At 60.8% G+C, this 22,151-nt stretch carries 22 protein-coding genes, 1 other RNA gene and 1 pseudogene; 13 read left to right on the top strand and 11 right to left on the bottom strand.

The features are described 5' to 3' along the window. Positions 1-153 precede the first annotated feature (153 nt). The gene (locus KGA83_RS06640) at positions 154-786 is read left to right on the top strand and encodes an energy transducer TonB (RefSeq protein WP_158273939.1); all 633 of its coding nucleotides are present in this window, start codon (positions 154-156) and stop codon (positions 784-786) included. A 59-nt stretch (positions 787-845) separates the two neighbouring features. Here KGA83_RS06640 and KGA83_RS06635 read toward each other — a convergent pair whose 3' ends face one another. Beyond that, positions 846-1,823, bottom strand: a complete 978-nt coding sequence (locus tag KGA83_RS06635; protein WP_223529180.1) for an NADPH:quinone oxidoreductase family protein — start codon at positions 1,821-1,823, stop codon at positions 846-848. Between the two features lie 150 nt (positions 1,824-1,973). Between KGA83_RS06635 and KGA83_RS06630 the strand changes: the two genes are divergently transcribed. Next, positions 1,974-2,381, top strand: coding sequence for a flagellar basal body-associated protein FliL (locus KGA83_RS06630; RefSeq protein ID WP_108217164.1), 408 nt, complete (start codon positions 1,974-1,976; stop codon positions 2,379-2,381). A gap of 99 nt (positions 2,382-2,480) precedes the next feature. Here the strand turns inward: KGA83_RS06630 and KGA83_RS06625 are convergent, their stop codons facing one another. Further along, positions 2,481-2,930, bottom strand: a complete 450-nt coding sequence (locus KGA83_RS06625; RefSeq protein ID WP_108217163.1) for an EVE domain-containing protein — start codon at positions 2,928-2,930, stop codon at positions 2,481-2,483. Between the two features lie 195 nt (positions 2,931-3,125). Here KGA83_RS06625 and KGA83_RS06620 point away from each other — a divergent pair, with 195 nt between their 5' ends. After that, on the top strand, positions 3,126-3,281 hold the full coding sequence (locus tag KGA83_RS06620) for a hypothetical protein (protein ID WP_007978897.1): 156 nt from the start codon (positions 3,126-3,128) through the stop codon (positions 3,279-3,281). 35 nt (positions 3,282-3,316) lie between these two features. Here the strand turns inward: KGA83_RS06620 and KGA83_RS06615 are convergent, their stop codons facing one another. The 4 genes from KGA83_RS06615 to KGA83_RS06600 form a co-directional block, all read right to left on the bottom strand. After that, positions 3,317-3,922 carry a 5-formyltetrahydrofolate cyclo-ligase gene (locus tag KGA83_RS06615; RefSeq protein WP_223529177.1) on the bottom strand — a complete coding sequence of 202 codons (606 nt, stop codon included), beginning with the start codon at positions 3,920-3,922 and terminating at the stop codon, positions 3,317-3,319. Between the two features lie 87 nt (positions 3,923-4,009). Continuing rightward, positions 4,010-4,188: non-coding RNA, 6S RNA (gene ssrS, locus KGA83_RS06610), on the bottom strand. Positions 4,189-4,218: 30 nt separating this feature from the next. Beyond that, positions 4,219-4,536 (bottom strand): cell division protein ZapA, encoded by a 318-nt coding sequence (locus tag KGA83_RS06605; protein WP_039765346.1) that lies wholly within the window; start codon positions 4,534-4,536, stop codon positions 4,219-4,221. Then, positions 4,533-4,742, bottom strand: coding sequence for a TIGR02449 family protein (locus tag KGA83_RS06600; protein WP_007982902.1), 210 nt, complete (start codon positions 4,740-4,742; stop codon positions 4,533-4,535). Before KGA83_RS06600 ends, KGA83_RS06605 begins: the two co-directional genes overlap by 4 nt. A 194-nt stretch (positions 4,743-4,936) precedes the next feature. On the opposite strand from KGA83_RS06600, the gene KGA83_RS06590 reads away from it, so the two are divergent. The 9 genes and pseudogenes from KGA83_RS06590 (at position 4,937) to gcvH (ending at position 14,067) form a co-directional block, all read left to right on the top strand. Next, the gene (locus KGA83_RS06590; protein ID WP_108217162.1) at positions 4,937-5,494 is read left to right on the top strand and encodes a YecA family protein; all 558 of its coding nucleotides are present in this window, start codon (positions 4,937-4,939) and stop codon (positions 5,492-5,494) included. Between the two features lie 27 nt (positions 5,495-5,521). Continuing rightward, positions 5,522-6,856, top strand: a complete 1,335-nt coding sequence (gene pepP / locus KGA83_RS06585; protein ID WP_223529174.1) for a Xaa-Pro aminopeptidase — start codon at positions 5,522-5,524, stop codon at positions 6,854-6,856. Then, positions 6,853-8,040 carry a 2-octaprenyl-6-methoxyphenyl hydroxylase gene (gene ubiH, locus KGA83_RS06580; protein ID WP_108217160.1) on the top strand — a complete coding sequence of 396 codons (1,188 nt, stop codon included), beginning with the start codon at positions 6,853-6,855 and terminating at the stop codon, positions 8,038-8,040. The genes pepP and ubiH overlap by 4 nt, the downstream gene beginning before the upstream one ends. A gap of 38 nt (positions 8,041-8,078) precedes the next feature. Beyond that, positions 8,079-8,189, top strand: a pseudogene (locus tag KGA83_RS06575) (tetrameric acyl-CoA thioesterase); the annotation flags it as partial. 9 nt (positions 8,190-8,198) lie between these two features. Next, on the top strand, positions 8,199-9,416 hold the full coding sequence (locus tag KGA83_RS06570; RefSeq protein WP_177413316.1) for a 2-octaprenyl-3-methyl-6-methoxy-1,4-benzoquinol hydroxylase: 1,218 nt from the start codon (positions 8,199-8,201) through the stop codon (positions 9,414-9,416). Between the two features lie 220 nt (positions 9,417-9,636). After that, entirely contained in the window at positions 9,637-10,641 is a 1,005-nt protein-coding gene (locus KGA83_RS06565) for an extracellular solute-binding protein (protein WP_108217158.1), read from the top strand. A 138-nt stretch (positions 10,642-10,779) separates the two neighbouring features. Next, positions 10,780-12,396 (top strand): ABC transporter permease, encoded by a 1,617-nt coding sequence (locus KGA83_RS06560; protein ID WP_108217157.1) that lies wholly within the window; start codon positions 10,780-10,782, stop codon positions 12,394-12,396. Positions 12,397-12,551: 155 nt separating this feature from the next. After that, on the top strand, positions 12,552-13,634 hold the full coding sequence (gene gcvT / locus KGA83_RS06555; RefSeq protein WP_108217156.1) for a glycine cleavage system aminomethyltransferase GcvT: 1,083 nt from the start codon (positions 12,552-12,554) through the stop codon (positions 13,632-13,634). 49 nt (positions 13,635-13,683) lie between these two features. After that, positions 13,684-14,067, top strand: a complete 384-nt coding sequence (gene gcvH / locus KGA83_RS06550; RefSeq protein ID WP_108217155.1) for a glycine cleavage system protein GcvH — start codon at positions 13,684-13,686, stop codon at positions 14,065-14,067. A gap of 107 nt (positions 14,068-14,174) precedes the next feature. Here the strand turns inward: gcvH and KGA83_RS06545 are convergent, their stop codons facing one another. Beyond that, positions 14,175-15,314 (bottom strand): DegT/DnrJ/EryC1/StrS family aminotransferase, encoded by a 1,140-nt coding sequence (locus KGA83_RS06545; RefSeq protein WP_108217154.1) that lies wholly within the window; start codon positions 15,312-15,314, stop codon positions 14,175-14,177. 154 nt (positions 15,315-15,468) lie between these two features. Here KGA83_RS06545 and gcvP point away from each other — a divergent pair, with 154 nt between their 5' ends. Then, positions 15,469-18,342 (top strand): aminomethyl-transferring glycine dehydrogenase, encoded by a 2,874-nt coding sequence (gcvP, locus tag KGA83_RS06540; RefSeq protein ID WP_223529171.1) that lies wholly within the window; start codon positions 15,469-15,471, stop codon positions 18,340-18,342. Positions 18,343-18,475: 133 nt separating this feature from the next. Here gcvP and KGA83_RS06535 read toward each other — a convergent pair whose 3' ends face one another. The 4 genes from KGA83_RS06535 to KGA83_RS06520 all read right to left on the bottom strand — a co-directional run bounded on the left by KGA83_RS06535 (position 18,476) and on the right by KGA83_RS06520 (position 22,110). After that, on the bottom strand, positions 18,476-18,793 hold the full coding sequence (locus KGA83_RS06535; RefSeq protein ID WP_108217152.1) for a DUF2388 domain-containing protein: 318 nt from the start codon (positions 18,791-18,793) through the stop codon (positions 18,476-18,478). A gap of 69 nt (positions 18,794-18,862) precedes the next feature. Then, a complete protein-coding gene (locus KGA83_RS06530) occupies positions 18,863-19,312 on the bottom strand; it encodes an NfeD family protein (protein WP_108217151.1) in 450 nt (149 codons plus the stop codon). 8 nt (positions 19,313-19,320) lie between these two features. After that, complete coding sequence (locus KGA83_RS06525; RefSeq protein ID WP_108217150.1) at positions 19,321-20,241, bottom strand: SPFH domain-containing protein; 921 nt, start codon at positions 20,239-20,241, stop codon at positions 19,321-19,323. Positions 20,242-20,325: 84 nt separating this feature from the next. After that, the gene (locus KGA83_RS06520; protein WP_223529168.1) at positions 20,326-22,110 is read right to left on the bottom strand and encodes a GspE/PulE family protein; all 1,785 of its coding nucleotides are present in this window, start codon (positions 22,108-22,110) and stop codon (positions 20,326-20,328) included. Positions 22,111-22,151 lie beyond the last annotated feature (41 nt).

Raw genomic sequence — 22,151 nt, 5'->3', positions numbered from 1 at the left:
CGCGGCTTCCTACGGGTTTTCGGGGGGTTGTAAGGCGGGTTTTGGGAAAGTTCTTTCGTGAATAGCAGAGCAAGCTGATTTTGATAGTTTCAGTGGTTCTTTAAAGTCCTGTGAGTGGCCGGCGAGGCCAATCTCGTCAGGATGGGTGACTCAATGAAATCTGTAATAGCGCTTTTTTTGCTTTTAGCCCCCGCGATTATTTTTGCCGACTTCAAACTTGAGCCGGACTATTCCCCGCACGCAGATTTTCCAATTGAGCATTTCGATGGTCAAAGGAAGGTTTTGGCCAAGGTTTCTTATACCGTCAGTAATGACGGTTCGGTCAGCGAGGTGGAGATTGAGAACGCTACGAACCCAAAGTTCGGTGAGTCAGTCAGGAAGGCAATGATGCAATGGCGGTTCAAGCCTTGGCCTCTTGAGGGCAATCCTGAAACCGTTCGCTACGAAAGCGTTTTCGTTCGAACGCTCGATATGGGCTTGTATCAAGCCTACAAGAAGAAAGTCGGTGGGCTGCGTTGCAGTCAGTTGAATGAAGAAGTCGCAAAATTTCGAATTCAACACCCAAGGAAGGCATTGAGAGAAATGCCGTTGTTTACCGAAACACTCGTTGCGTTAGGTCTGGTTTCAAGCATACCGGCGCAGGAATTCACACATGAGCAGTCTATGCGATGGAGCACGGTTCTGGGCGGTGCCTTTCCGCGAGCAATCGGTGCTTGTCAGAAGAATCCTGATGGCACGTACTTGGACGCACTTCCCGAGTCGTTGAGTAGTCGATTCAAAGCTTGACCTTGTTGCGCTGTATTGCGGAATGAATCTGCTATCGATTCACTCCGCAATAGAAGTTCTCAGCGAACCTGCACCACCACTTTCCCGACCGCTTTACGCTGACCAAGATCATTGATCGCCTGCGCCGCATTGCTCAGCGGATACACCTGCGACACCAGCGGCGTCAATTTGCCTTCGGCAAACCAGCCGAACAGTTGCTGGAAGTTCGCCGCGTTGTCTTGCGGCTGACGTTGGGCGAACGAGCCCCAGAACACGCCGAGCACCGCCGCGCCCTTGAGCAGTGCCAGGTTCACCGGCAATTCGGGAATGCGCCCGCTGGCGAAGCCGACCACCAGCAGACGGCCGTTCCAGGCGATGGCGCGGATGGCCTGGTCGAACAGGTCGCCACCCACCGGATCGTAGATCACGTCAGCGCCTTGTCCGTCGGTCAGACGTTTGATTTCGTCCTTCAGGCTGGTTTCGCTGTAGTTGATCAGTTCGTCGGCGCCGGCGGCCTTGGCCACGGCGAGTTTCTCTGCGCTGCTGGCTGCGGCGATCACCCGGGCGCCCATGGCTTTGCCGATTTCCACCGCGGCCAGGCCGACACCGCCGGAGGCGCCAAGCACCAGCAGGGTTTCGCCAGGTTGCAGGTTGCCGCGCTGCTTGAGGGCGTGCATCGAGGTGCCGTAGGTCATGCTGAAGGCGGCGGCAGTGTTGAAGTCCATGGACGGCGGGATCGGCAACACGTTGTAGCCCGGCACGGCGACCTGTTCGGCAAAGCTGCCCCAGCCGGTCAGGGCCATGACCCGATCACCGACTTTCAAGTGGCTGACCTTTTCGCCCACGGCGCTGACCACACCGGACGCTTCGCCACCCGGAGAGAACGGGAAGGGCGGCTTGAACTGGTATTTGCCCTCGATGATCAACGTGTCGGGGAAGTTGACCCCGGCGGCGTGCACGTCCAGCAGGATTTCATTCTTCTTCGCGACAGGACTGGCGACGTCTTCCAGCACCAGCGATTCGGCAGGGCCGAAGGCTTTGCACAGCACGGCTTTCATCAGGGCTATTCCTTTGGGAGTGATGGCCGATAAGTGTAGGTGTGTGAGTTGATGGGTCAACGAGCATGCCTGGCCCTGATAGTCAGCCATAAGCTTGTGCTGGCGTGACGGGTCGTTATTCCAGGCCGCAAACCGGATAAGGAGCGAATTTTGAAAGCGTGGATCATTTTGATGCTGGCCCTGTCTTTGCCTGTGACAGCAGTGGCCGAAGAAGCCAAAGAGGATGCAGCCCCGAAGGTCAGTTACATCACCCTGAGCCCGCCGTTCGTGGGTAACTACGGGCTGGACGGCACGCCGAAACTGAAGGTCTACAAGGCCGATGTGGCGTTGCGGGTGACCGGTGACGAGGCGGCAAAAGCGGTGAAGGCCAATGAGCCTTTGATCCGCAATCAATTGGTCGCGCTGTTCGCCCAGCAGACTACCGAGACGATGAACAACGTCGAGGCCAAGGAAAAGCTGCGTCAGGAAGCGCTGAAGCAGACCCAGCAAGTGATGAACGACGAAACCGGTAAGCCGGTGGTTGAGGATCTGTTGTTCAACAACCTGATCATCCAGTAATGCTGGATTCTGTAGGAGCTGGCTTGTCGGGTCGCCGCATCGCAGCGATAGCGCCCTCAAGACCGCCATCGCCGGCAAGCCGGCTCCTACAGAGGCATCTCAACGCAGTGCAATCACCGCCGCCCACTGCTCCGGGGTCACCGGCATCACCGACAGCCGCGAACCTTTCTGCACCAGCGGCAACTCGGCCAGCGCCGTCTGCTGCTTCAGGTAATCCAGTTTCAGCACCCGGGCAAAGGTCTCGACATGCGCGACATCGATCGCGCTCCAGGCATTTTTGTCCGGGGTGGCCTTCGGGTCAAAATAATGGCTCTGCGGCTCCAGTGCCGTCGGGTCCGAATACGCGGCTTCGACAATTTTTCCGATTCCGGCAATACCAGGCTCGGGGCAGCTGGAATGATAGAAAAAGAACTCGTCCCCCACGGCCATAGCCCGCAGGAAATTGCGTGCCTGATAGTTGCGAACCCCGTCCCAGCGCGCTTTGCCGAGCTTTTCCAGTCCTTTGATCGAGAGTTCGTCGGGCTCGGATTTCATCAGCCAATAGGCCATGTCTGTTGCTCCTTGCGAGGTGATTGAGCAGCTTGTCGGCGATTTTATGACAAACCGACAGTCGGTTGACGTCAGCATTTGCGCAGCGGTTCACGTTGTCGCAAAATGCCGGCCTTTAAAGCTTGACGCTGCTGCACGGCCTACAAACGGAAACCGCTGCTGTCATCGTGTAGATATGCCTTTGGGGGGTAATCGATGAAACGCAAACCGGATTTACTATGGATTCTGGTCATTTTGTTTGGCCTTGGCGTCGTGACCACTGGCTATGCCCAAAGCCTGTGGGCCAGCAAGACCGATGCACCAGTCGAGCTCGCCCAATTGCAGCAACAGTCGACAGCCTTCAAACGCTGATCCTGTTGCCTCGGCGTCGCTGATCGAAGTGGCGCCTACCCTGCGTAATACCAGGCCTTGTCCGTCACCGTTCCTTGCAGCGGCACATCCCAGCTTGCCTGAGCCAATCGCTCCACCTTCTGACATTCATGGGCAAGCCCCAACAGCGTCGGCTTGCGCCAGTCGTTTCGTCGCGCCAGATAGGCCAGGCTCCGATCATAGAAACCGCCGCCCATCCCCAGGCGTCCGCCGACATCGTCAAACCCCACCAAGGGCAACAACACCAGGTCCAGTGCCCAGATCTTGCGTTGCCGGGCGAGGTTGGCCGGTGGCTCGAGAATACGAAAGCGGTTGGGTTTGAGCTTTTCCCCGGGCCGGATGCGCTGGAACACCATTTTGGTTCGCGGCCAGGCGCTCAGGACCGGCAGATAGGTGGCCTTGCCTCGACGCTGTGCGGCACGCAGCAACAGGCGCGGATCGATTTCACCGTCGGTCGGCAGGTAGAGCGAGATGTGTTTGGCGCGGCGGAACAGCGGTTGCTGGGCCAATTGCTTGTACAGCCCGCGAGCGGCCTGGCGCTGCTGGCTGGGGGTCAGTGCGCGGCGGGCCTTGCGCAGCATGCGTCGAAGTTGCGGGCGGGGGAGCAGCGCAGGTTCGGTCATGTATTCGGGCTTCAACAATGCGGATACGTGAAGCGTACCCGTAAAAACGCCAATGCCGGTATCAAAACCGGCATTGGACTGGAAATCAGGCTCCCCGAATGTGCCGCTGTCGACTTAGCCCTTGAACCCGAAAGTTCAAGGTGGAAGATGCAGTAGGCTTTAAGGCTTTCCGTCTAGCGGACATGCACACCAGCCCAACGTGCAACCTCCAGGGTATAGCAAATCGGCTCAGGGACATCGCCAACTGGCAAGCACCCCAGGGAGTGAGGGGATTATACCGCAAGCGGCGGCGCGAATCAGCCCTTGGTGACGTCCGGATCGGTGGCGAGCACCAGATCGACGCGATCGAGCAGGTCACGCACCTGTTCGCGGGTCGAGCCGCTGGCCTGGATATCCGGGCGTTCTTCCTTGTGCAGCAGGTCGTGGGTGATGTTCAGCGCTGCCATCACGGCGATACGGTCGGCGCCGATGACTTTGCCGCTGCTGCGGATCTCGCGCATTTTGCCGTCCAGATAACGGGCTGCGCTGATCAGATTACTGCGCTCTTCCTGAGGGCAGATGATCGAATACTCTTTGTCGAGGATCTGCACGGTGACGCTATTGCTTGAACTCATGAGTCTTGCTCCAGGGCCTTGAGGCGCGAAATCATCGATTCGACCTTACGCCGGGCGATTTCGTTTTTTTCAATGAGGTGCGCGCGTTCTTCGCGCCAGGTCTTTTCCTGAGCTAGTAAGAGTCCGTTTTGACTCTTTAGTTGCTCGACTCGGGTAATCAGCAGCTCGAGTCTGGCCATCAGCGCTTGCAGGTCGGTGTCTTCCATTGTCTTCACTGTCTGATGGGTGTTGGACTGTAGGAGCGAGCTTGCTCGCGATGAACATGAGAACGCCGCGGGGTGTCAGGTACCCAGCGTTATCGTTGACGACCATCGCGAGCGAGCTCGCTCCTACAGGGGTAGTCGATGTAGGATACAAGGCCTTCATTCTAGACATAGCGCCGTCTGGCGCCTAGCTGCCCATGACCATTCAGAATTCCCCGTACCAAGCCTTCGCCACCCTGCTGACTTCCAGCGGTCACAACGTCTCGCCAGCTGAGCTGCACGGCCTGTTGCTCGGCCGCAGCTGCGCCGGCGCCGGTTTCGACGCCGAAGGCTGGCTGATCGACGCCGCCGAACTGCTCGAAACCGAGCCGCAGGACAACGTTCGCAACGCCCTGATCGGCCTGCAAGAGATGGTCAAGGGCGAGCTCACCGGCGATGACGTGACCGTCGTTCTGTTGCTGCCGACCGACGACGCCCCACTCACCGAGCGTGCCGCCGCACTGGGCCAGTGGTGCCAGGGTTTCCTCAGCGGTTTCGGCCTGAATTGCCGTGACAGCAGCATGCTGAGCACCGAGGCCACCGAAGTGCTGCAGGATCTGGCGGCCATTTCCCAGGTGCAAGACGCGCTGGAAGAGTCCGAAGACGGCGAGAGCGACTATATGGAAGTCATGGAGTACCTGCGCGTCGCACCGCTGCTGCTGTTCTCCGAGACCAAAAAAGACGTGCCGGCCGCCGCCAAACCGTCTCTGCACTAATCGTTTGCCAGGGAACGCCATCTGCCCATGATCCACATCCCGAAATCGGAATACAGCCGTCGCCGCAAGGCCCTGATGGCGCAGATGGAACCCAACAGCATCGCCATCCTGCCCGCCGCCGCGGTGGCCATTCGCAACCGCGACGTCGAGCACGTTTACCGTCAGGACAGCGACTTCCAGTACCTCAGCGGTTTTCCCGAGCCGCAGGCGGTGCTGGTGTTGATGCCGGGGCGTGTGCATGGCGAATACATTCTGTTCTGTCGTGAACGCAACGCCGAGCGCGAGCTGTGGGATGGCCTGCGTGCCGGGCAGGAAGGCGCGATCCGCGATTTCGGCGCCGACGACGCCTTTCCGATCACCGATATCGACGACATCCTGCCGGGCCTGATCGAAGGCCGTGACCGGGTGTATTCGGCCATGGGCAGCAACCCTGAGTTCGACCGCCACCTGATGGAGTGGATCAATGTGATCCGCTCCAAGGCCAACCTCGGTGCCCAGCCGCCGAACGAATTCGTTGCCCTGGATCATCTGCTGCACGACATGCGCCTGTATAAATCGGCGGCAGAAGTGAAAGTGATGCGCGAGGCGGCGCGGATTTCCGCCCTGGCGCACGTGCGGGCAATGCAGGCCTGTCGCGCCGGGTTGCACGAATTCAGCCTGGAAGCCGAGCTCGATTACGAATTCCGCAAGGGCGGGGCGAAGATGCCGGCCTATGGGTCGATCGTCGCGGCGGGGCGCAACAGTTGCATCCTGCATTACCAGCAGAATGACGCGCTGCTCAAGGACGGTGATCTGGTGCTGATCGACGCCGGTTGCGAGATCGACTGCTACGCCAGCGACATCACCCGGACCTTTCCGGTCAGCGGCAAGTATTCAGCGGAACAGAAAGCGATTTACGAATTGGTGCTGGCTTCCCAGGAGGCTGCCTTTGCCGAAATCGCCCCGAACAAACACTGGAATCAGGCGCATGAGGCCACGGTCCGGGTCATCACGGCCGGGCTGGTCAAGCTGGGGCTGCTGCGGGGCGACGTCGAAGAACTGATCGCCAGCGAAGCCTACAAAGCGTTTTACATGCACCGCGCCGGCCATTGGCTGGGCCTGGATGTGCATGACGTCGGCGAATACAAGGTCGGCGGCGAATGGCGCGTGCTGGAAGTCGGCATGGCGCTGACCGTGGAGCCGGGGATCTATATCGCTGCGGACAATCAGAGCGTGGCGAAGAAATGGCGCGGCATTGGCGTGCGCATCGAGGACGACGTAGTGGTCACCAAAACCGGCTGTGAAATATTGACGAACGGCGTGCCGAAAACCGTCGCCGAGATCGAGGCCCTGATGGCCGCCGCGCGGACACAAGCGGCATGAGTCGAGTCAATCTGGCAATCATCGGTGGCGGGCTGGTCGGTGCGAGTCTGGCGCTGGCCCTGCAAGCTGGAGCCAAGGCCCGGGGCTGGAAGATCGTGCTGATCGAACCGTTCGCCCCCGGCGACACGTATCAACCGAGTTACGACGCCCGTTCTTCGGCGTTGTCCTTCGGCTCCCGGCAAATTTATCAACGGCTGGGCGTCTGGCAGGAAGTCTCCCGCCGCGCCGAGCCGATCAAGCAGATTCATGTTTCCGACCGTGGGCGCTTCTCGACGGCGCGGTTGTCGGCGATGGAAGAGGGCGTTCCTGCGCTGGGTTATGTCGTTGAAAACGCCTGGCTCGGCCAATGCCTGTGGCAAGGCCTGGACAAGGACGTGATCAGTTGGCGCTGCCCGGCGGAAGTCACTCGCATGGAGCCGCTGACCGACGGCTACCGCCTGACCCTCAATGATGAAACCACCCTGGAATGCGACCTCGCGGTGCTCGCCGATGGTGGCCGCTCCGGCCTGCGCGAGCAATTGGGGATCGGCATCCGCAAGCGTCCGTACAACCAGAGCGCGCTGATCGCCAACATCACCCCGAGCGAAGCCCACAACGGCATGGCTTTCGAGCGTTTCACCGACGAAGGCCCGATGGCGTTGCTGCCACTGCCGGAAAACCGCTGCGCACTGGTCTGGACCCGCCTGGGCATGGACGCGCAACGCCTGGCGGCCCTCGATGAGCGCAGCTTCCTCAGTGAATTGCAGGGCGTATTCGGTTATCGCCTCGGCGCGTTGAAGCAGGTCGGTGCGCGGCATCTGTATCCGCTGACACTGGTTGAGGCTGAAGAACAGGTGCGCTCGCATTTGGCGATTCTCGGCAACGCGGCACACAGCCTGCATCCGATTGCCGGCCAAGGGTTCAATCTGTCCTTGCGCGATGCCCAGGCCCTGGCCGATGCCTTGCTCGCCAGCGAAAAACCGTTGGGCGACTTCGCCACGTTGCAGGCCTATCGCGAACACCAGCGTCTCGATCAGGACCTCACCGTGGGTTTCTCCGATCAGGTCACGCGCCTGTTCGGCAGTACCCAGCCGCTGGTATCCCTGGGGCGCAACATCGGACTGCTCGGCCTCGACCTGTTGCCACCGGCCAAACGCTGGTTTGCCCGACAGGCGATGGGTCTGGGTACGCGACCGGATGCGTAACGGGTCGATCCGCCGGTTCGGCAAGGCGCGATTGATAAAAATACCTGCCGCAATTGCAGGTCGACATTCATGACGACGCCGGCCACTTGGTGGCGCGGGTCGGGAAAACCCTTTATGTGCGGCTCAAGCCGCAAGAGAGACAGGCTTAAAGCATGGAAATGCGCGCAGATCTGCTGATTGTCGGGGCCGGAATGGTCGGCAGCGCCCTGGCGCTGGCGTTGCAGGACAGCGGGCTGGAAGTCCTGCTGCTGGACGGCAGCCCCATGAGTGTCAAACCGTTCAACGCTCAGGCTGCTTTTGAGCCGCGGGTGAGCGCCCTGTCGGCCGCGAGCCAGCGGATTCTCGAACGCCTGGGCGTCTGGGATGGCATCGCCGGGCGGCGCAGCAGCCCCTACACCGACATGCAGGTCTGGGATGGCAGTGGCACTGGGCAAATCCATTTTTCGGCGGCCAGCGTGCATGCCGAGGTGCTGGGGCATATCGTCGAAAACCGCGTGGTCCAGGATGCCTTGCTCGAGCGCCTGCACGACTGCGACCTGGGGTTGCTGGCCAATGCGCGACTGGAACAGATGCGCCACTCCGGCGATGACTGGCTGCTGACCCTGGCCGATGGCCGCACCCTGCGTGCTCCACTGGTGATCGCAGCGGATGGCGCCAACTCGGCGGTGCGGCGCCTGGCCGGGGTCGCGACCCGCGAATGGGATTATCTGCACCATGCCATCGTCACCAGCGTACGTTGCACCAAACCGCATCAAATGACGGCCTGGCAGCGCTTCACCGACAACGGTCCGTTGGCGTTTCTGCCCCTTGAGCGCGATGGCCAACAGGATTGGTGTTCGATCGTCTGGTCGACCACGCCCGGCGAAGCCGAACGCCTGATGGCGATGGATGACCAGGGTTTCTGCAAGGAACTGGAGCGCGCCTTTGAAGGTCGACTCGGCGAAGTACTGAGCGCCGACCCGCGCCTGTGTGTGCCCCTGCGCCAGCGACATGCCAAGCGTTATGTGGCGCAAGGCCTGGCGTTGATCGGCGACGCGGCCCACACCATTCACCCGTTGGCCGGGCAGGGGGTGAATCTCGGGTTCCTCGATGCCGCCGTGCTGGCCGAAGTGTTGCTGCAAGCGGCAACACGAGGCGAACGTCTGGCGGATGTGAAAGTCCTCAGTCGTTACGAGCGTCGGCGCATGCCTCACAACCTGGCACTTATGGCGGCGATGGAAGGCTTCGAGCGCTTGTTCCAGGCCGATCCGTTGCCGGTGCGCTGGTTGCGTAATACCGGGTTGAAAATGGTTGAGAAGATGCCGGAAGCCAAGGCTTTGTTCGTGCGTGAAGCGCTGGGGTTGACCGGAGATTTGCCGGCGCTCGCCAAGGCCTGACTTCTATATTGAGGCTGATGGCCTCTTCGCGAGCAGGCTCGCTCCCACCTTGGAATGCATTTCAAATGTGGGAGAGAGCCTGCTCGCGAAGACGGCGGCACATTCGCCCTCAATTTCTGCCTGTGCAACATCCGGTAACTCCTCCACAGCCAGGTTCGATTGAGAAGCTAAATGTGAGTCCTTATCATTTGTCCTCATTTTCAATCGAGGGACCGCTCCCATGTTGGCACCAAAGCGTCTACTGACCGCACTGGCCCTGACCCTGATCGGCAGCACCGCCGCCCAGGCTGCTGACGAGGTGGTGGTCTACTCCTCGCGTATCGACGAGCTGATCAAGCCAGTCTTCGATGCCTACACCGCCAAGACCGGCGTGAAGGTGAAGTTCATCACTGACAAGGAAGCGCCACTGATGCAGCGGCTCAAGGCCGAGGGTGCGAATACGCCGGCCGACCTGCTGCTGACCGTCGATGCCGGCAACCTCTGGCAAGCCGAGCAGATGGGCATCCTCCAGCCGTTCACCTCGAAAACCATCGACACCAACATTCCGCTGCAGTACCGGGCAGCCTCTCATGCCTGGACTGGCCTGAGCCTGCGAGCGCGGACCATCGCCTACTCCACTGACCGGGTGAAGCCGGGCGAACTGACCACCTACGAAGCGCTGGCCGACAAGCAATGGGAAGGCCGCCTGTGCCTGCGCACGGCGAAGAAGGTCTACAACCAGTCCCTGACCGCGACCATGATCGAAGTGCACGGCGCCGAGAAGACCGAGGAAATCCTCAAGGGCTGGGTCAGGAACCTGTCCACTGACGTGTTCTCCGACGACACCGCCGTGCTGGAAGCGATCAACGCCGGCCAGTGCGACGTTGGTATCGTCAACACCTACTACTACGGCCGCCTGCACAAGCAGAAGCCAGATCTGCCGGTGAAACTGTTCTGGCCGAACCAGGCTGACCGTGGCGTACACGTCAACCTGTCTGGTATCGGCCTGACACAACACGCGCCGCACCCGGAAGCGGCCAAGGCCCTGGTGGAGTGGATGACCACCCCTGAAGCGCAGAAAATCTTTGCCGACGTGAACCAGGAGTTCCCGGCGAACCCTGCGGTTGCTCCTTCTGAGGAAGTGGCGGCCTGGGGCAAGTTCATTGCCGATACCTTGCCGGTGGAAATTGCCGGCAAGCGCCAGGCTGAGGCGATTCGTATGATGGATCGGGCTGGCTGGAACTGAGCCTGCTGTTTTAAAGGTCAAAAGATCGCAGCCTTCGGCAGCTCCTACAGGTTGATCACCAACCCCATGTAGGAGCTGCCGAAGGCTGCGATCTTTTTGTGCTTTCTCTACACTTCAAAATTTCGCGAGAGCTTTTCCTTGGCCCATCCCGCCCAACGCCGCTGGTATCCCGTCGTCTTCGCCATTGCTGCGCTGGTCCTGTTGCCCCTGAGCGTCCTGCTGCTTTCCTGGCAAACCATCGACACTCAAATCTGGTCCCACTTGTGGGACACGCAGATGCCGCGCCTGCTGGGCAATACCCTGACGCTGGTGCTCGGTGTCGGTGCGGGTGTCACCCTGCTGGGCGTCAGCCTCGCCTGGCTGACCAGCCTCTGTGAATTCCCCGGCAGGCGCTGGCTCGATTGGGCGCTGATGCTGCCCTTCGCGATACCGGCCTACGTGCTGGCGTTCGTGTTTGTCGGCCTGCTGGATTTCGCCGGGCCCGTGCAAAGCCTGCTGCGCGAATGGTTCGGTAGTGGTCTGCGACTGCCGCGCGTGCGCTCCACGGGCGGGGTGATTGTGGTGCTGGTACTGGTTTTCTATCCCTATGTATATCTGCTGGCCCGCACGGCCTTCCTCGCCCAGGGCAAAGGCTTGATGGAAGCCGCGCGGGTCCTTGGCCAATCGCCCTGGCAAGCGTTCTGGCGGGTGGCAATGCCCATGGCGCGGCCGGCCATCGGTGCGGGCGTGGCATTGGCGTTGATGGAAACCCTGGCGGACTTCGGCGCAGTGTCGGTGTTCAACTTCGATACCTTCACCACCGCCATCTACAAGACCTGGTACGGTTTCTTCAGCCTGTCTTCCGCCGCGCAACTGGCCAGCCTGTTGCTGCTGGTGGTAATGCTCCTGCTCTACGGCGAGCGGCGTGCCCGTGGGGCGAACCGGGCGAGCAACGAACGACCACGGGTCAAGGCGCTATACCACCTGCGAGGTGTCAAGGCACTGGCAGCCGTGACATGGTGCGGGCTGGTATTTGCCTGTGCCTTTGTCATTCCAATGCTGCAACTGATGGTGTGGTTCTGGCAGCGTGGGCGCTTCGATCTCGACGAGCGCTACACCGGGTTGATCGTTCATACCTTGTATTTGGGGGCGATGGCGGCGTTGATCACCGTCAGCGTTGCCTTGTTACTGGCATTTGCCCGACGACTGGCGCCCACCCGGGTCATTCGCTCCGGGGTCAGTCTGGCCAACCTGGGTTACGCCTTGCCCGGTTCGGTGCTGGCGGTGTCGATCATGCTGGCGTTCAGTTACCTGGATCGCGAACTGGTGATCCCGCTTTCGAGCTGGCTCGGTGGCGTGGGCAAGCCGCTGCTGCTGGGCAGTCTGTCAGCGTTGTTGCTGGCCTATCTGGTGCGCTTCATTGCGGTGGCCTACGGGCCTCTGGAAAGCAGCCTGGCACGTATACGGCCATCTTTGCCCGAAGCGGCACGTAGCCTGGGCGTCAGTGGGCCACGACTGTTTTTCAAAGTGTATCTACCGTTGTTGTTACCCGGCACGCTGAGCGCCGCGCTGCTGGTGTTCGTCGATGTGCTCAAGGAAATGCCCGCAACCTTGCTGATGCGCCCGTTTGGCTGGGACACGCTGGCAGTGCGAATCTTCGAAATGACCAGCGAAGGCGAATGGGCGCGGGCGTCTTTGCCGGCATTGACCCTGGTGTTGGTCGGGCTGTTACCGGTCATCGGATTGATTCGGCGTTCAGCACATCGAAACAGCTAGGTGTCAGTCCTACACCTTGCGGCTACAATGCGCGGCATTCGGTGCGGTCCGTCTGACAGACCAGGCAGCTGAAATCGGCTGAAGGCCCTTGTTTCAAGGCATTCAGTCCGTGCAGCACCTGCCCGCACCTTCGCCACGCCCGGAAGGAGAAACCCATGGGACAGCGTACGCCTCTGTATGACCTTCATCTCGCACTTGGCGCGAAGATGGTCGATTTTGGCGGTTGGGACATGCCTCTGCATTATGGATCGCAGGTCGAGGAGCACCACCAGGTACGCCGCGATTGCGGTGTCTTCGATGTATCCCACATGACCGTGATCGACGTCGGCGGCGCCCAGGCCAAAGCCTGGCTCCAGCATTTGCTGGCCAATGATGTCGAACGCCTGCACAGCCCCGGCCGTGCGTTGTACAGCACCATGCTCAACGAGCAAGGCGGGATCGTCGACGACATGATCGTCTACCGTCTCGATGCGGGTTATCGCCTGGTGGTCAACGCCTCCACCCGCGATCAGGACATAGCCTGGATGCAAGCGCATCTCGACGGTTTCGACGTACAACTCAGCGAACGTTCCGAGTTGGCGATGCTGGCCATCCAGGGCCCTCATGCCCGGCAAAAAATTGCCGAGCTGGTCAACCAGTCCCGCGGCAACCTGATCCAGCTCCTCAAGCCCTTCGAAGGCCTGTCCGATGGTGACTGGTTCATCGCGCGTACCGGTTATACCGGCGAAGACGGCCTGGAAATCATTCTGCCGGCCGATCAGGCGCCAGGCTTTTTCAACGATCTGGTCGGTGCCGGGATTTCTCCCATAGGCCTTGGCGCGCGGGATACCTTGCGGGTCGAAGCCGGCATGAACCTTTACGGTCAGGACATCCAGCAAGATGTTTCACCATTGGCCTCCAATATGACCTGGACCATCGCCTGGGAGCCTGCCACTCGGCAGTTCATCGGGCGCAAGGCCCTGGAAGCCGAAAAGGCCGCCGGTGTGCAGTACAAACTGGTCGGTCTGGTCCTTGAGGAGCGCGGGGTTTTGCGTGCTCATCAGGTGGTCCGTATCGCCGATGTTGGCGAAGGGGAGATCACCAGTGGTAGTTTCTCTCCTACGCTAAGCAAGTCGATTGCACTGGCGCGCGTGCCGATGGCTACTGCCGACCGCGCTGAAGTGGAAATCCGTGGCAAGTGGTACCCGGTCCGGGTGGTCAAACCGACCTTCGTACGTCACGGCAAAACCTTGATCTAACCTTTTCTGGCGGGCATGCCCGCCGACCCTTTTCCTGAGGACACAGAACATGAGCGATATCCCTGCCGAACTGCGTTTTGCCGAAAGTCACGAATGGGCACGTCTGGAAGCCGATGGCACCGTCACCGTGGGCATCAGCGATCACGCGCAGGAAGCGCTGGGTGATGTGGTGTTCGTCGAGCTGACTGAAGTCGGCAACGTGTTTGCTGCCGGTGATCAGTCGGGTGTCGTTGAATCGGTCAAAGCCGCTTCCGACATCTACTCCCCGATTGCCGGTGAAGTGATCGCGGTCAACGAAGAACTGAGCGCTTCACCGGAACTGCTCAACAGCGACCCGTACGGCGCGTGGATCTTCAAGCTCAAGCCAGGCAACGCTGCAGACCTGGAAAAACTGCTGGATGCCGCCGGCTACAAGGCTGCCATCGGCGAGTAATGCTCGCCCCGTAGGAGCTGCCGAAGGCTGCGATCTTCTAGACTGCTTTTTAAAATCAAAAGATCGCAGCCTTCGGCAGCTCCTACAAAGGCCGAATCAAGGCTGAGTCAAGATCGCAAGACGGCCTTCACGGCCGCCACCGAACGCTCGACATCGGCTTTGCTCATCGCCGTGAACATCGGCAGCGAGACAATCAGCCGACCGACCCGTTCGGCGACCGGGAACATGCCTGCCTTGAATCCGCGCTCGCGGTAAAGGCTCAACAGGTGAATCGGCGGGTAGTGATAGCCGATCCCGACACCCAATGCCTGCATCTGCTCCATGAAAGTCGCCCGCGCCGGTTTGCCGTCCGTTCGTTCCGGTAATACCAGCTGGAACAAATGCCAATTGCTTTGGGTGAAGTCCGCCGGAGGCAATTGCGCACCGTACTGCGCTTCGAAATCCTCGCCAAAGCAGGCGAAATAGTGCCGGGCGAGGTCACGGCGATGAGCGGTAATGGTTTCGATATGAGCAAATTGCCCCAGGCCAATGGCCGCGGCGACGTCGGTCATGTTGAATTTGCCACCCAGCACGTCGACGTCCAGGCCATCGAAGCCGTTGCGGGTAACGCCCTGCAGCCGGTACTTCTCTGCCAGCCGTACTTCTTCGGCCGTATTGAGCACCAGGCAACCGCCCTCTGAGGAGGTGACGTTTTTGTTCGCCTGGAAGCTGAAGGACACGAAATCACCGGTCGAGCCAATACGCTGGCCGTTCCAGCTGGAGCCCAGCGCCTGGGCTGCATCTTCGACGATCCGCAGGCCGTGCTTTTTCGCCAGGGCGTACAACCGCGTCATGTCCACCGGCAACCCGGCGAGGTACACCGGGATGATGGCTTTGGTGCGGGGGGTAATTGCCGCTTCCAGTTGATCCAGATCGATGTTGCGGGTCACCGGGTCGATGTCGGCAAACACCGGGGTGGCGCCGACTTCCAGGATGACGTTGGCGGTGGCCACCCAGGAAATCGGCGTAGTGATCACTTCATCGCCCGGCCCGACCCCGGCAATGCGCAAGGCGATTTCCATGGTGCAGGTGCCGGAATTGAAGGTGCGTACCGGGCGCCCGCCGAAATACTCCGAAAGTTGCGCTTCGAAGGCCTGGACCTTGGGGCCGCTGGTGATCCAGCCTGAGCGCAATACGTCGCCGACAGCGGCAATCGTGGCTTCATCGATGGTGGGTTTGGAAAACGGCAGGAAAGGCAGTTGGCTCATGGATACAGTCACCCGATCAGCGGACATTAGGTAGGCGTCGGACATGATGATCCGGATTGGCTGACGGCGCCACGTCATCCACGCGGATATCGACTGCTATGCTGGTTTGACCGTGTTGCATCGACGTTGAGCGCCAGTCAAGAGAGAGCCCGTCATGTCCAAGATGCCGTCCCTGAGCCAGTTACGCGACCCCAATACCTTTCTGCGCCGCCACCTCGGACCCGATGCCGCCGAGCAACAGGCAATGCTCGACAGCCTCGGTCTGGGCAGCCGGGTTGAATTGATCGAGCAAACGGTGCCGCCGGGCATCCGCCTCAACCGGGCGCTGGACCTGCCCCCGGCACTCGATGAGGAGGCCGCACTGGCCAAGCTGCGAGGTTATGCCGAGCAGAATCAGGTCTGGACCAGCCTGATCGGCATGGGCTACCACGGCACCCTCACACCAGCGGTCATTGTGCGTAACGTGCTGGAAAATCCCGGTTGGTACACCGCGTATACACCCTATCAACCGGAGATCGCCCAAGGGCGGCTCGAGGCGCTGCTGAACTTCCAGCAACTGACCATCGATCTGACCGGTCTGGAACTGGCCAACGCCTCACTGCTCGATGAAGCCACCGCCGCGGCGGAGGCCATGGCTCTGGCCAAGCGGGTCGCCAAGTCCAAAAGCAACCTGTTCTTTGTCGACGAAAACTGCCACCCGCAAACCATTTCCGTGGTGCAGACCCGCGCTGAAGGTTTCGGCTTCGAGTTGATCGTCGATGCTGTGGATAACTTGAAGCAACACCAGGTGTTCGGCGCGCTGCTGCAATACCCCGACACCCACGGCGAGATCCACGACCTGCGGCCGATGATCGATCACCTGCACGCGCAACAGGCCCTGGCCTGTGTCGCCACGGATTTGCTGAGCCTGTTGTTGCTGACCCCGCCAGGTGAACTGGGCGCCGATGTGGTGTTCGGCTCGTCCCAGCGATTTGGCGTGCCTATGGGTTATGGCGGGCCGCACGCGGCATTTTTTGCCAGCCGCGACGAATACAAGCGAGCGATTCCCGGGCGGATCATCGGTGTTTCAAAAGATGCGCGGGGCAACACCGCCCTGCGCATGGCCCTGCAAACCCGCGAGCAACACATCCGCCGGGAGAAGGCCAACTCCAATATCTGCACGGCCCAGGTGCTGCTGGCCAATATCGCCAGTTTCTATGCGGTCTACCACGGCCCGGAAGGGCTCAAGCGGATCGCCCAGCGGGTTCATCGGCTGACCTGCATCCTTGCCGCCGGGCTTGAGCGCAACGGTATCACCCGGCTCAACCGGCACTTCTTCGACACCCTGACACTGGAGGTTGGCGGAGCCCAGACCGCGATCATCGAAAGTGCCCGGGCCGCACAGATCAACCTGCGCATTCTCGGGCGCGGCCAACTGGGCTTGAGCCTCGACGAGGCCTGTGACGAAGGCACCGTGGCGAAGCTGTTCGACGTGTTCCTGGGGGCCGATCACGGGCTCAGCATCGAGGACCTGGATGCCGAAGTCTTGCCTGGCGGAATTCCCGAAGGGCTGGCGCGAACCTCGCCTTATCTGCGCCATCCGGTGTTCAGCGCCCATCACAGCGAAACCGAGATGCTGCGCTACCTCAAGCAACTGGAAAACAAGGACCTGGCGCTCAACCAATCGATGATCCCGCTGGGCTCCTGCACCATGAAGCTCAACGCTACCAGCGAGATGATCCCGATCACCTGGCCGCAGTTCGCCAACCTGCACCCGTTCGTGCCCAAGGAACAGGCCGCCGGTTACGGGCTGATGATCGAAGAACTGGAACGCTGGCTGTGCGCGATCACCGGTTTCGATGCGGTCTGCATGCAGCCCAACTCCGGCGCCCAGGGCGAATACGCCGGGCTGCTGGCGATCCGCAAATATCATGAGAGCCGTCAACAGGGTGAGCGCGACATTTGCCTGATTCCTTCGTCGGCTCACGGCACCAATCCTGCGTCGGCGCAAATGGCCGGGATGCGCGTGGTGATCGTCGAGTGTGACGAGGCGGGCAACGTCGACCTCGATGACCTCAAGGAAAAAGCCGCGCAGGCGGCAGATAAACTTGCCTGCCTGATGGCGACCTATCCTTCGACCCATGGTGTGTATGAGGAAGGTATCAGCGAAATCTGTGAAGTGATCCACCAGCACGGCGGTCAGGTGTACATGGATGGCGCCAACCTCAACGCTCAGGTCGGGCTGGCGCGGCCGGCCGATATTGGCGCCGATGTCTCGCACATGAACCTGCACAAGACCTTCTGTATTCCCCATGGTGGCGGTGGGCCGGGCATGGGGCCGATCGGGGTACGGGCGCATCTGGCGCCGTTCGTGGCCAACCATCCGGTGGTGCCGATCGATGGACCGCACCCGCAAAATGGCGCCGTCAGTGCAGCGCCCTGGGGCAGCGCAAGCATTCTGCCGATCAGTTGGATGTACATCGCCATGATGGGGCCGCAATTGGCGGATGCCAGCGAAGTGGCGATCCTGGCTGCGAATTACCTGGCGCGGCATTTGTCCGGTGCCTTCCCGGTGCTCTACACCGGGCGCAACGAGCGAGTGGCGCACGAATGTATTCTCGACCTGCGGCCGCTCAAGGTGTTGACCGGTATCACCGAAGAGGACGTCGCCAAGCGCCTGATGGACTACGGCTTCCATGCCCCGACCATGTCGTTTCCGGTACCGGGGACGCTGATGGTCGAGCCGACCGAAAGTGAATCGAAGGCGGAACTGGACCGGTTCATCGGGGCGATGCTGAGCATCCGCGCGGAAATCAACGAGGTGCAGAACGGTAACTGGCCGGCTGAAGAAAACCCGTTGAAAGGTGCGCCGCATACGTTGGCCGATATCACTGGCGTGTGGGAGCGGCCGTACAGCATTGTGCAAGCGGTGACGCCGGACGCGCACACCAAGGCTCACAAGTATTGGCCGGTAGTGAACCGGGTGGACAATGTGTATGGGGACCGGAACCTGTTTTGTGCGTGTGTGCCGGTGGATGAATACCGCTGACATTTCAGGGTGCACATAACCCCCTGTGGGAGCGAGCCTGCTCGCTCCCACAGGGGTATCAGTGAGCATGGGATTTGTGTTCGCAAGGCAAAAAAATGCCGCCCCGTTGAGCGGCATTTTTCATTCGCTACGCTTACTCCGAAGCCAGGGCATTCTTCGCCAGGATGGCGTTCGCCAGTTCCATGTCCGTGGCTTGCAGGCCAGGGTTTTCAGCGCGGACTTTCTGCATGGCCGCTTCCAGGTACGGACCGCGGATACCGCCATCACTGGCGACGAAGCTGCTGGCATCGTCCTGGGCCGCGACGACCAGCTTGTTATCCTTGGATGTCAGATAGCTCGAACCGGTGGTTGCACCGGACGTAAGAATGTTACGCCAAAAAGTATCGGCCATCGCCGAACCGACAGGCAGGGACAACAGCGCGACGGTAGCGACAGCAAGTTTGAAACGCATGACAGGGTGACTCCACTGGGTTGACTACGCCGTTGGATTGCCAACCCCCCTATCGAGTTCCGTGGCTGCCTATTCCGCTGCTTCGACCAGCAGGATCGCGCCTTGCTGGCCGACCACCCGCACGCGGCTGCCAATGGCAGTGTCCGGCCCGCGGGCCATCCACACGCCGTCGGCTACCTTGATTTTGCCGCGACCGTTGACAATCGCTTCATGCACCACGAAGGTTTTGCCGATCAGTTCCTGGCCGCGCAGATTCAGGTGCGGCTGATCGCTCGGGCGCGCCGCCGTGCGCTGACGCCGCCACCAGTAAAACGCGGTGGCGATCGACAGCAGGCCGAACAATAGAAACTGCCATTCCCAGGACAGGCCCGGCAGGAAGAAGGTCAAGACGCCCACGATCGCTGCCGCCATGCCGATCCACAACAGGTAGCCGCCGGCGCCGAACACTTCAAGAATCAACAGCACCGTGCCCAGCGCCAACCAGTCCCAGAACGAAAGGTGCTGCAAAAATGCCCACATGGCGCGCCTCAGGCTTTCTTGTTATCGAAAGTGGCCTTGACGATTTCGCCAATGCCGCCCACCGCACCGATCATCGAACTGGCCTCTAGCGGCATCAGGATCACTTTGCTGTTGTTGGCCGAAGACAACTTGCCCAGCGCATCGATGTACTTCTGCGCCACGAAATAGTTGATCGCCTGCACGTTGCCGCTGGCGATGGCTTCGGACACCACTTTGGTCGCCTGGGCTTCTGCCGCGGCTTGCCGCTCGCGGGCTTCGGCCTCCAGGAAGGCGGCCTGGCGACTGCCTTCGGCTTCGAGAATCTGCGCCTGCTTCTTGCCTTCGGCGGTCAGGATCGCTGCGGCACGCAGGCCTTCGGCCTCGAGGATCTGGGCACGCTTGATCCGTTCGGCTTTCATCTGCCCCGACATCGCCGCCATCAGGTCGGCGGGCGGGCTGATGTCCTTGATCTCGATCCGGGTGATCTTGATGCCCCACGGCGCGGTTGCTTCATCGACGGTGCGCAGCAGTTTTTCGTTGATGCCGTCACGCTGGCTGAGCATGGCGTCGAGTTCCATCGAACCGAGCACCGTACGGATGTTGGTTTGCAGCAGGTTGCGGATGGCATGTTCGAGGTTGTTCACCTCGTAGGCCGCCTGGGCCGTATTGACCACCTGGAAGAAACACACGGCGTCGATTTGCACCGTGGCGTTGTCGGAGGTGATGACTTCCTGCGGCGGAATATCCAGCACGCTTTCCATCACATTCATCTTGCGGCCGATGCGGTCCATGACCGGAATGATGACGTTCAACCCCGGCTTGAGCGTGTTGGTGTAGCGCCCGAAACGTTCGACGGTCCATTCAAAGCCCTGGGGCACGACCTTGAAACCCATGAACAGAATGGCGACCACCAGGCCGACAAAAAGCAAAAGCACACTACCGATCTGCATAACGATTCCTTGTTGATGTGTGGATCTGTGGAGTTGCAATGGCTGGAGTGTAGCGGTGCCGATGCCGGATAAGTACAGCCGGGCTCAGCTCTGCTCGCTCTGGGGTGTTACGCGCAGAACCTCCTCGATGGTCGTCAACCCGGCGGCGACCTTTTGCGCCCCCGACAGGCGCAGGCTGCGCATGCCTTCCTTGAACGCCTGGCGCCGAACGGCCAGCAGATCGGTGTCGGGACTGATCAGCGCTTTGAGGCTGTCGCTGAGCTGCATGATTTCGTAGACCCCGGCGCGACCGTGATAACCGGTGTCGCGGCATTCCACGCAACCGATGGCACGCTGGGCATTGGCCGGCAATGGTGCTTGCCAGGGCCGGGTCAGGGTTTGCCAGTCGTCTTCGCCCAGCGTCAGCGGCGCCTTGCAGTGCGGGCACAGAGTTCGCACCAGGCGCTGGGCCATGATGCCGAGCACCGTGGCCTTGATCAGGTAGTGCGGTACGCCGAGCTCCAGCAGGCGGCTGATGGCGCTGGGCGCATCGTTGGTGTGCAGGGTCGACAGCACCAGGTGCCCGGTGAGTGCAGCCTGGATCGCCATCTCCGCGGTTTCGAGGTCGCGGATCTCGCCAATCATGATGATGTCCGGGTCTTGCCGCATCAGCGCGCGCACGCCGGCGGCAAAGGTCAGGTCGATGTTGTGCTGGACCTGCATCTGGTTGAACGCCGGCTCGACCATTTCAATCGGGTCTTCGATGGTGCAGAGGTTGACCTCCGACGTCGCCAGTTTTTTCAGGGTGGTGTAGAGGGTAGTGGTCTTGCCCGAACCCGTCGGCCCGGTGACGAGGATGATGCCGTGGGGCTGGCGGGTCATGTCCTGCCAGCGGCGCAGGTCGTCGGCGGAAAAACCAAGCTGGTCGAAGTCCTTTAGCAGGACTTCCGGGTCGAAGATCCGCATGACCATTTTTTCGCCGAAGGCCGTGGGCAGTGTCGATAAACGCAGTTCGACTTCGCCGCCGTCCGGGGTCTTGGTTTTCACTCGGCCGTCCTGGGGTTTGCGTTTCTCCGCGACGTTCATGCGCCCCAGGGTTTTCAGGCGACTGACGATGGCCACGGTGACCTGGGGCGGGAATTGATAGACGTTGTGCAGCACGCCGTCGATGCGAAAGCGCACCGTGCCTTGCTCGCGCCGGGGTTCGATGTGGATGTCGCTGGCGCGTTGCTGGAACGCGTACTGGAACAACCAGTCGACGATGTTGACGATGTGTGCGTCGTTGGCGTCCGGCTCCTGGTCGCTGGCGCCGAGGTTGAGCAGTTGTTCGAAATTGCCGAGGGTACTGACTTGCGGATCGGCGCTGTTCGCCCCGGTGACCGACTTGGCCAGGCGGAAGAATTCGACGCTCAAGCGCTGGATGTCCACCGGGTTGGCCACCACGCGCTTGATCGGCAATTTGAGCACGTGGGTCAAGTCAGCCTCCCAGCTGCTGACATAAGGCTGGGCGCTGGCCACGGTCACCGCATCGCGGTCGATCGCTACCGCGAGGATCTTGTGGCGCTGGGCGAAGGCATAGGACATCAGCGGGGTCACGGCCGCGACGTTGATTTTCAACGGATCGATGCGCAGGTAAGGTTGACCGGCCTGCCGGGACAGCCACAGGGTCAGGCTTTCGAGGTCCAGCGTTTTGCCGGGGCGGCTGAGATCGTCCAGCTGTTGGCTGGCGATGAACTCCAGCGGATGCATCTGGCCATGGGTGGCGTTGCGGCGGCGGGCATTGAGCGCGTGTTCGGCCGAATCCTGGCTGATAAAGCCTTGGGCGACGAGTTCGCGCAGCACATCATTGAGATCCAGCCAGCGGTCCTGAAGGGCGATATGTACGGACATGCGGGCTCCTTTTGAACGACAGTGCGCAAAGGATAGCCGTG

The organism is Pseudomonas sp. GL-R-19 (genome assembly GCF_019956375.1).
Taxonomy (GTDB): domain Bacteria; phylum Pseudomonadota; class Gammaproteobacteria; order Pseudomonadales; family Pseudomonadaceae; genus Aquipseudomonas.
This window is presented reverse-complemented; position numbering and strand designations above follow the sequence as displayed.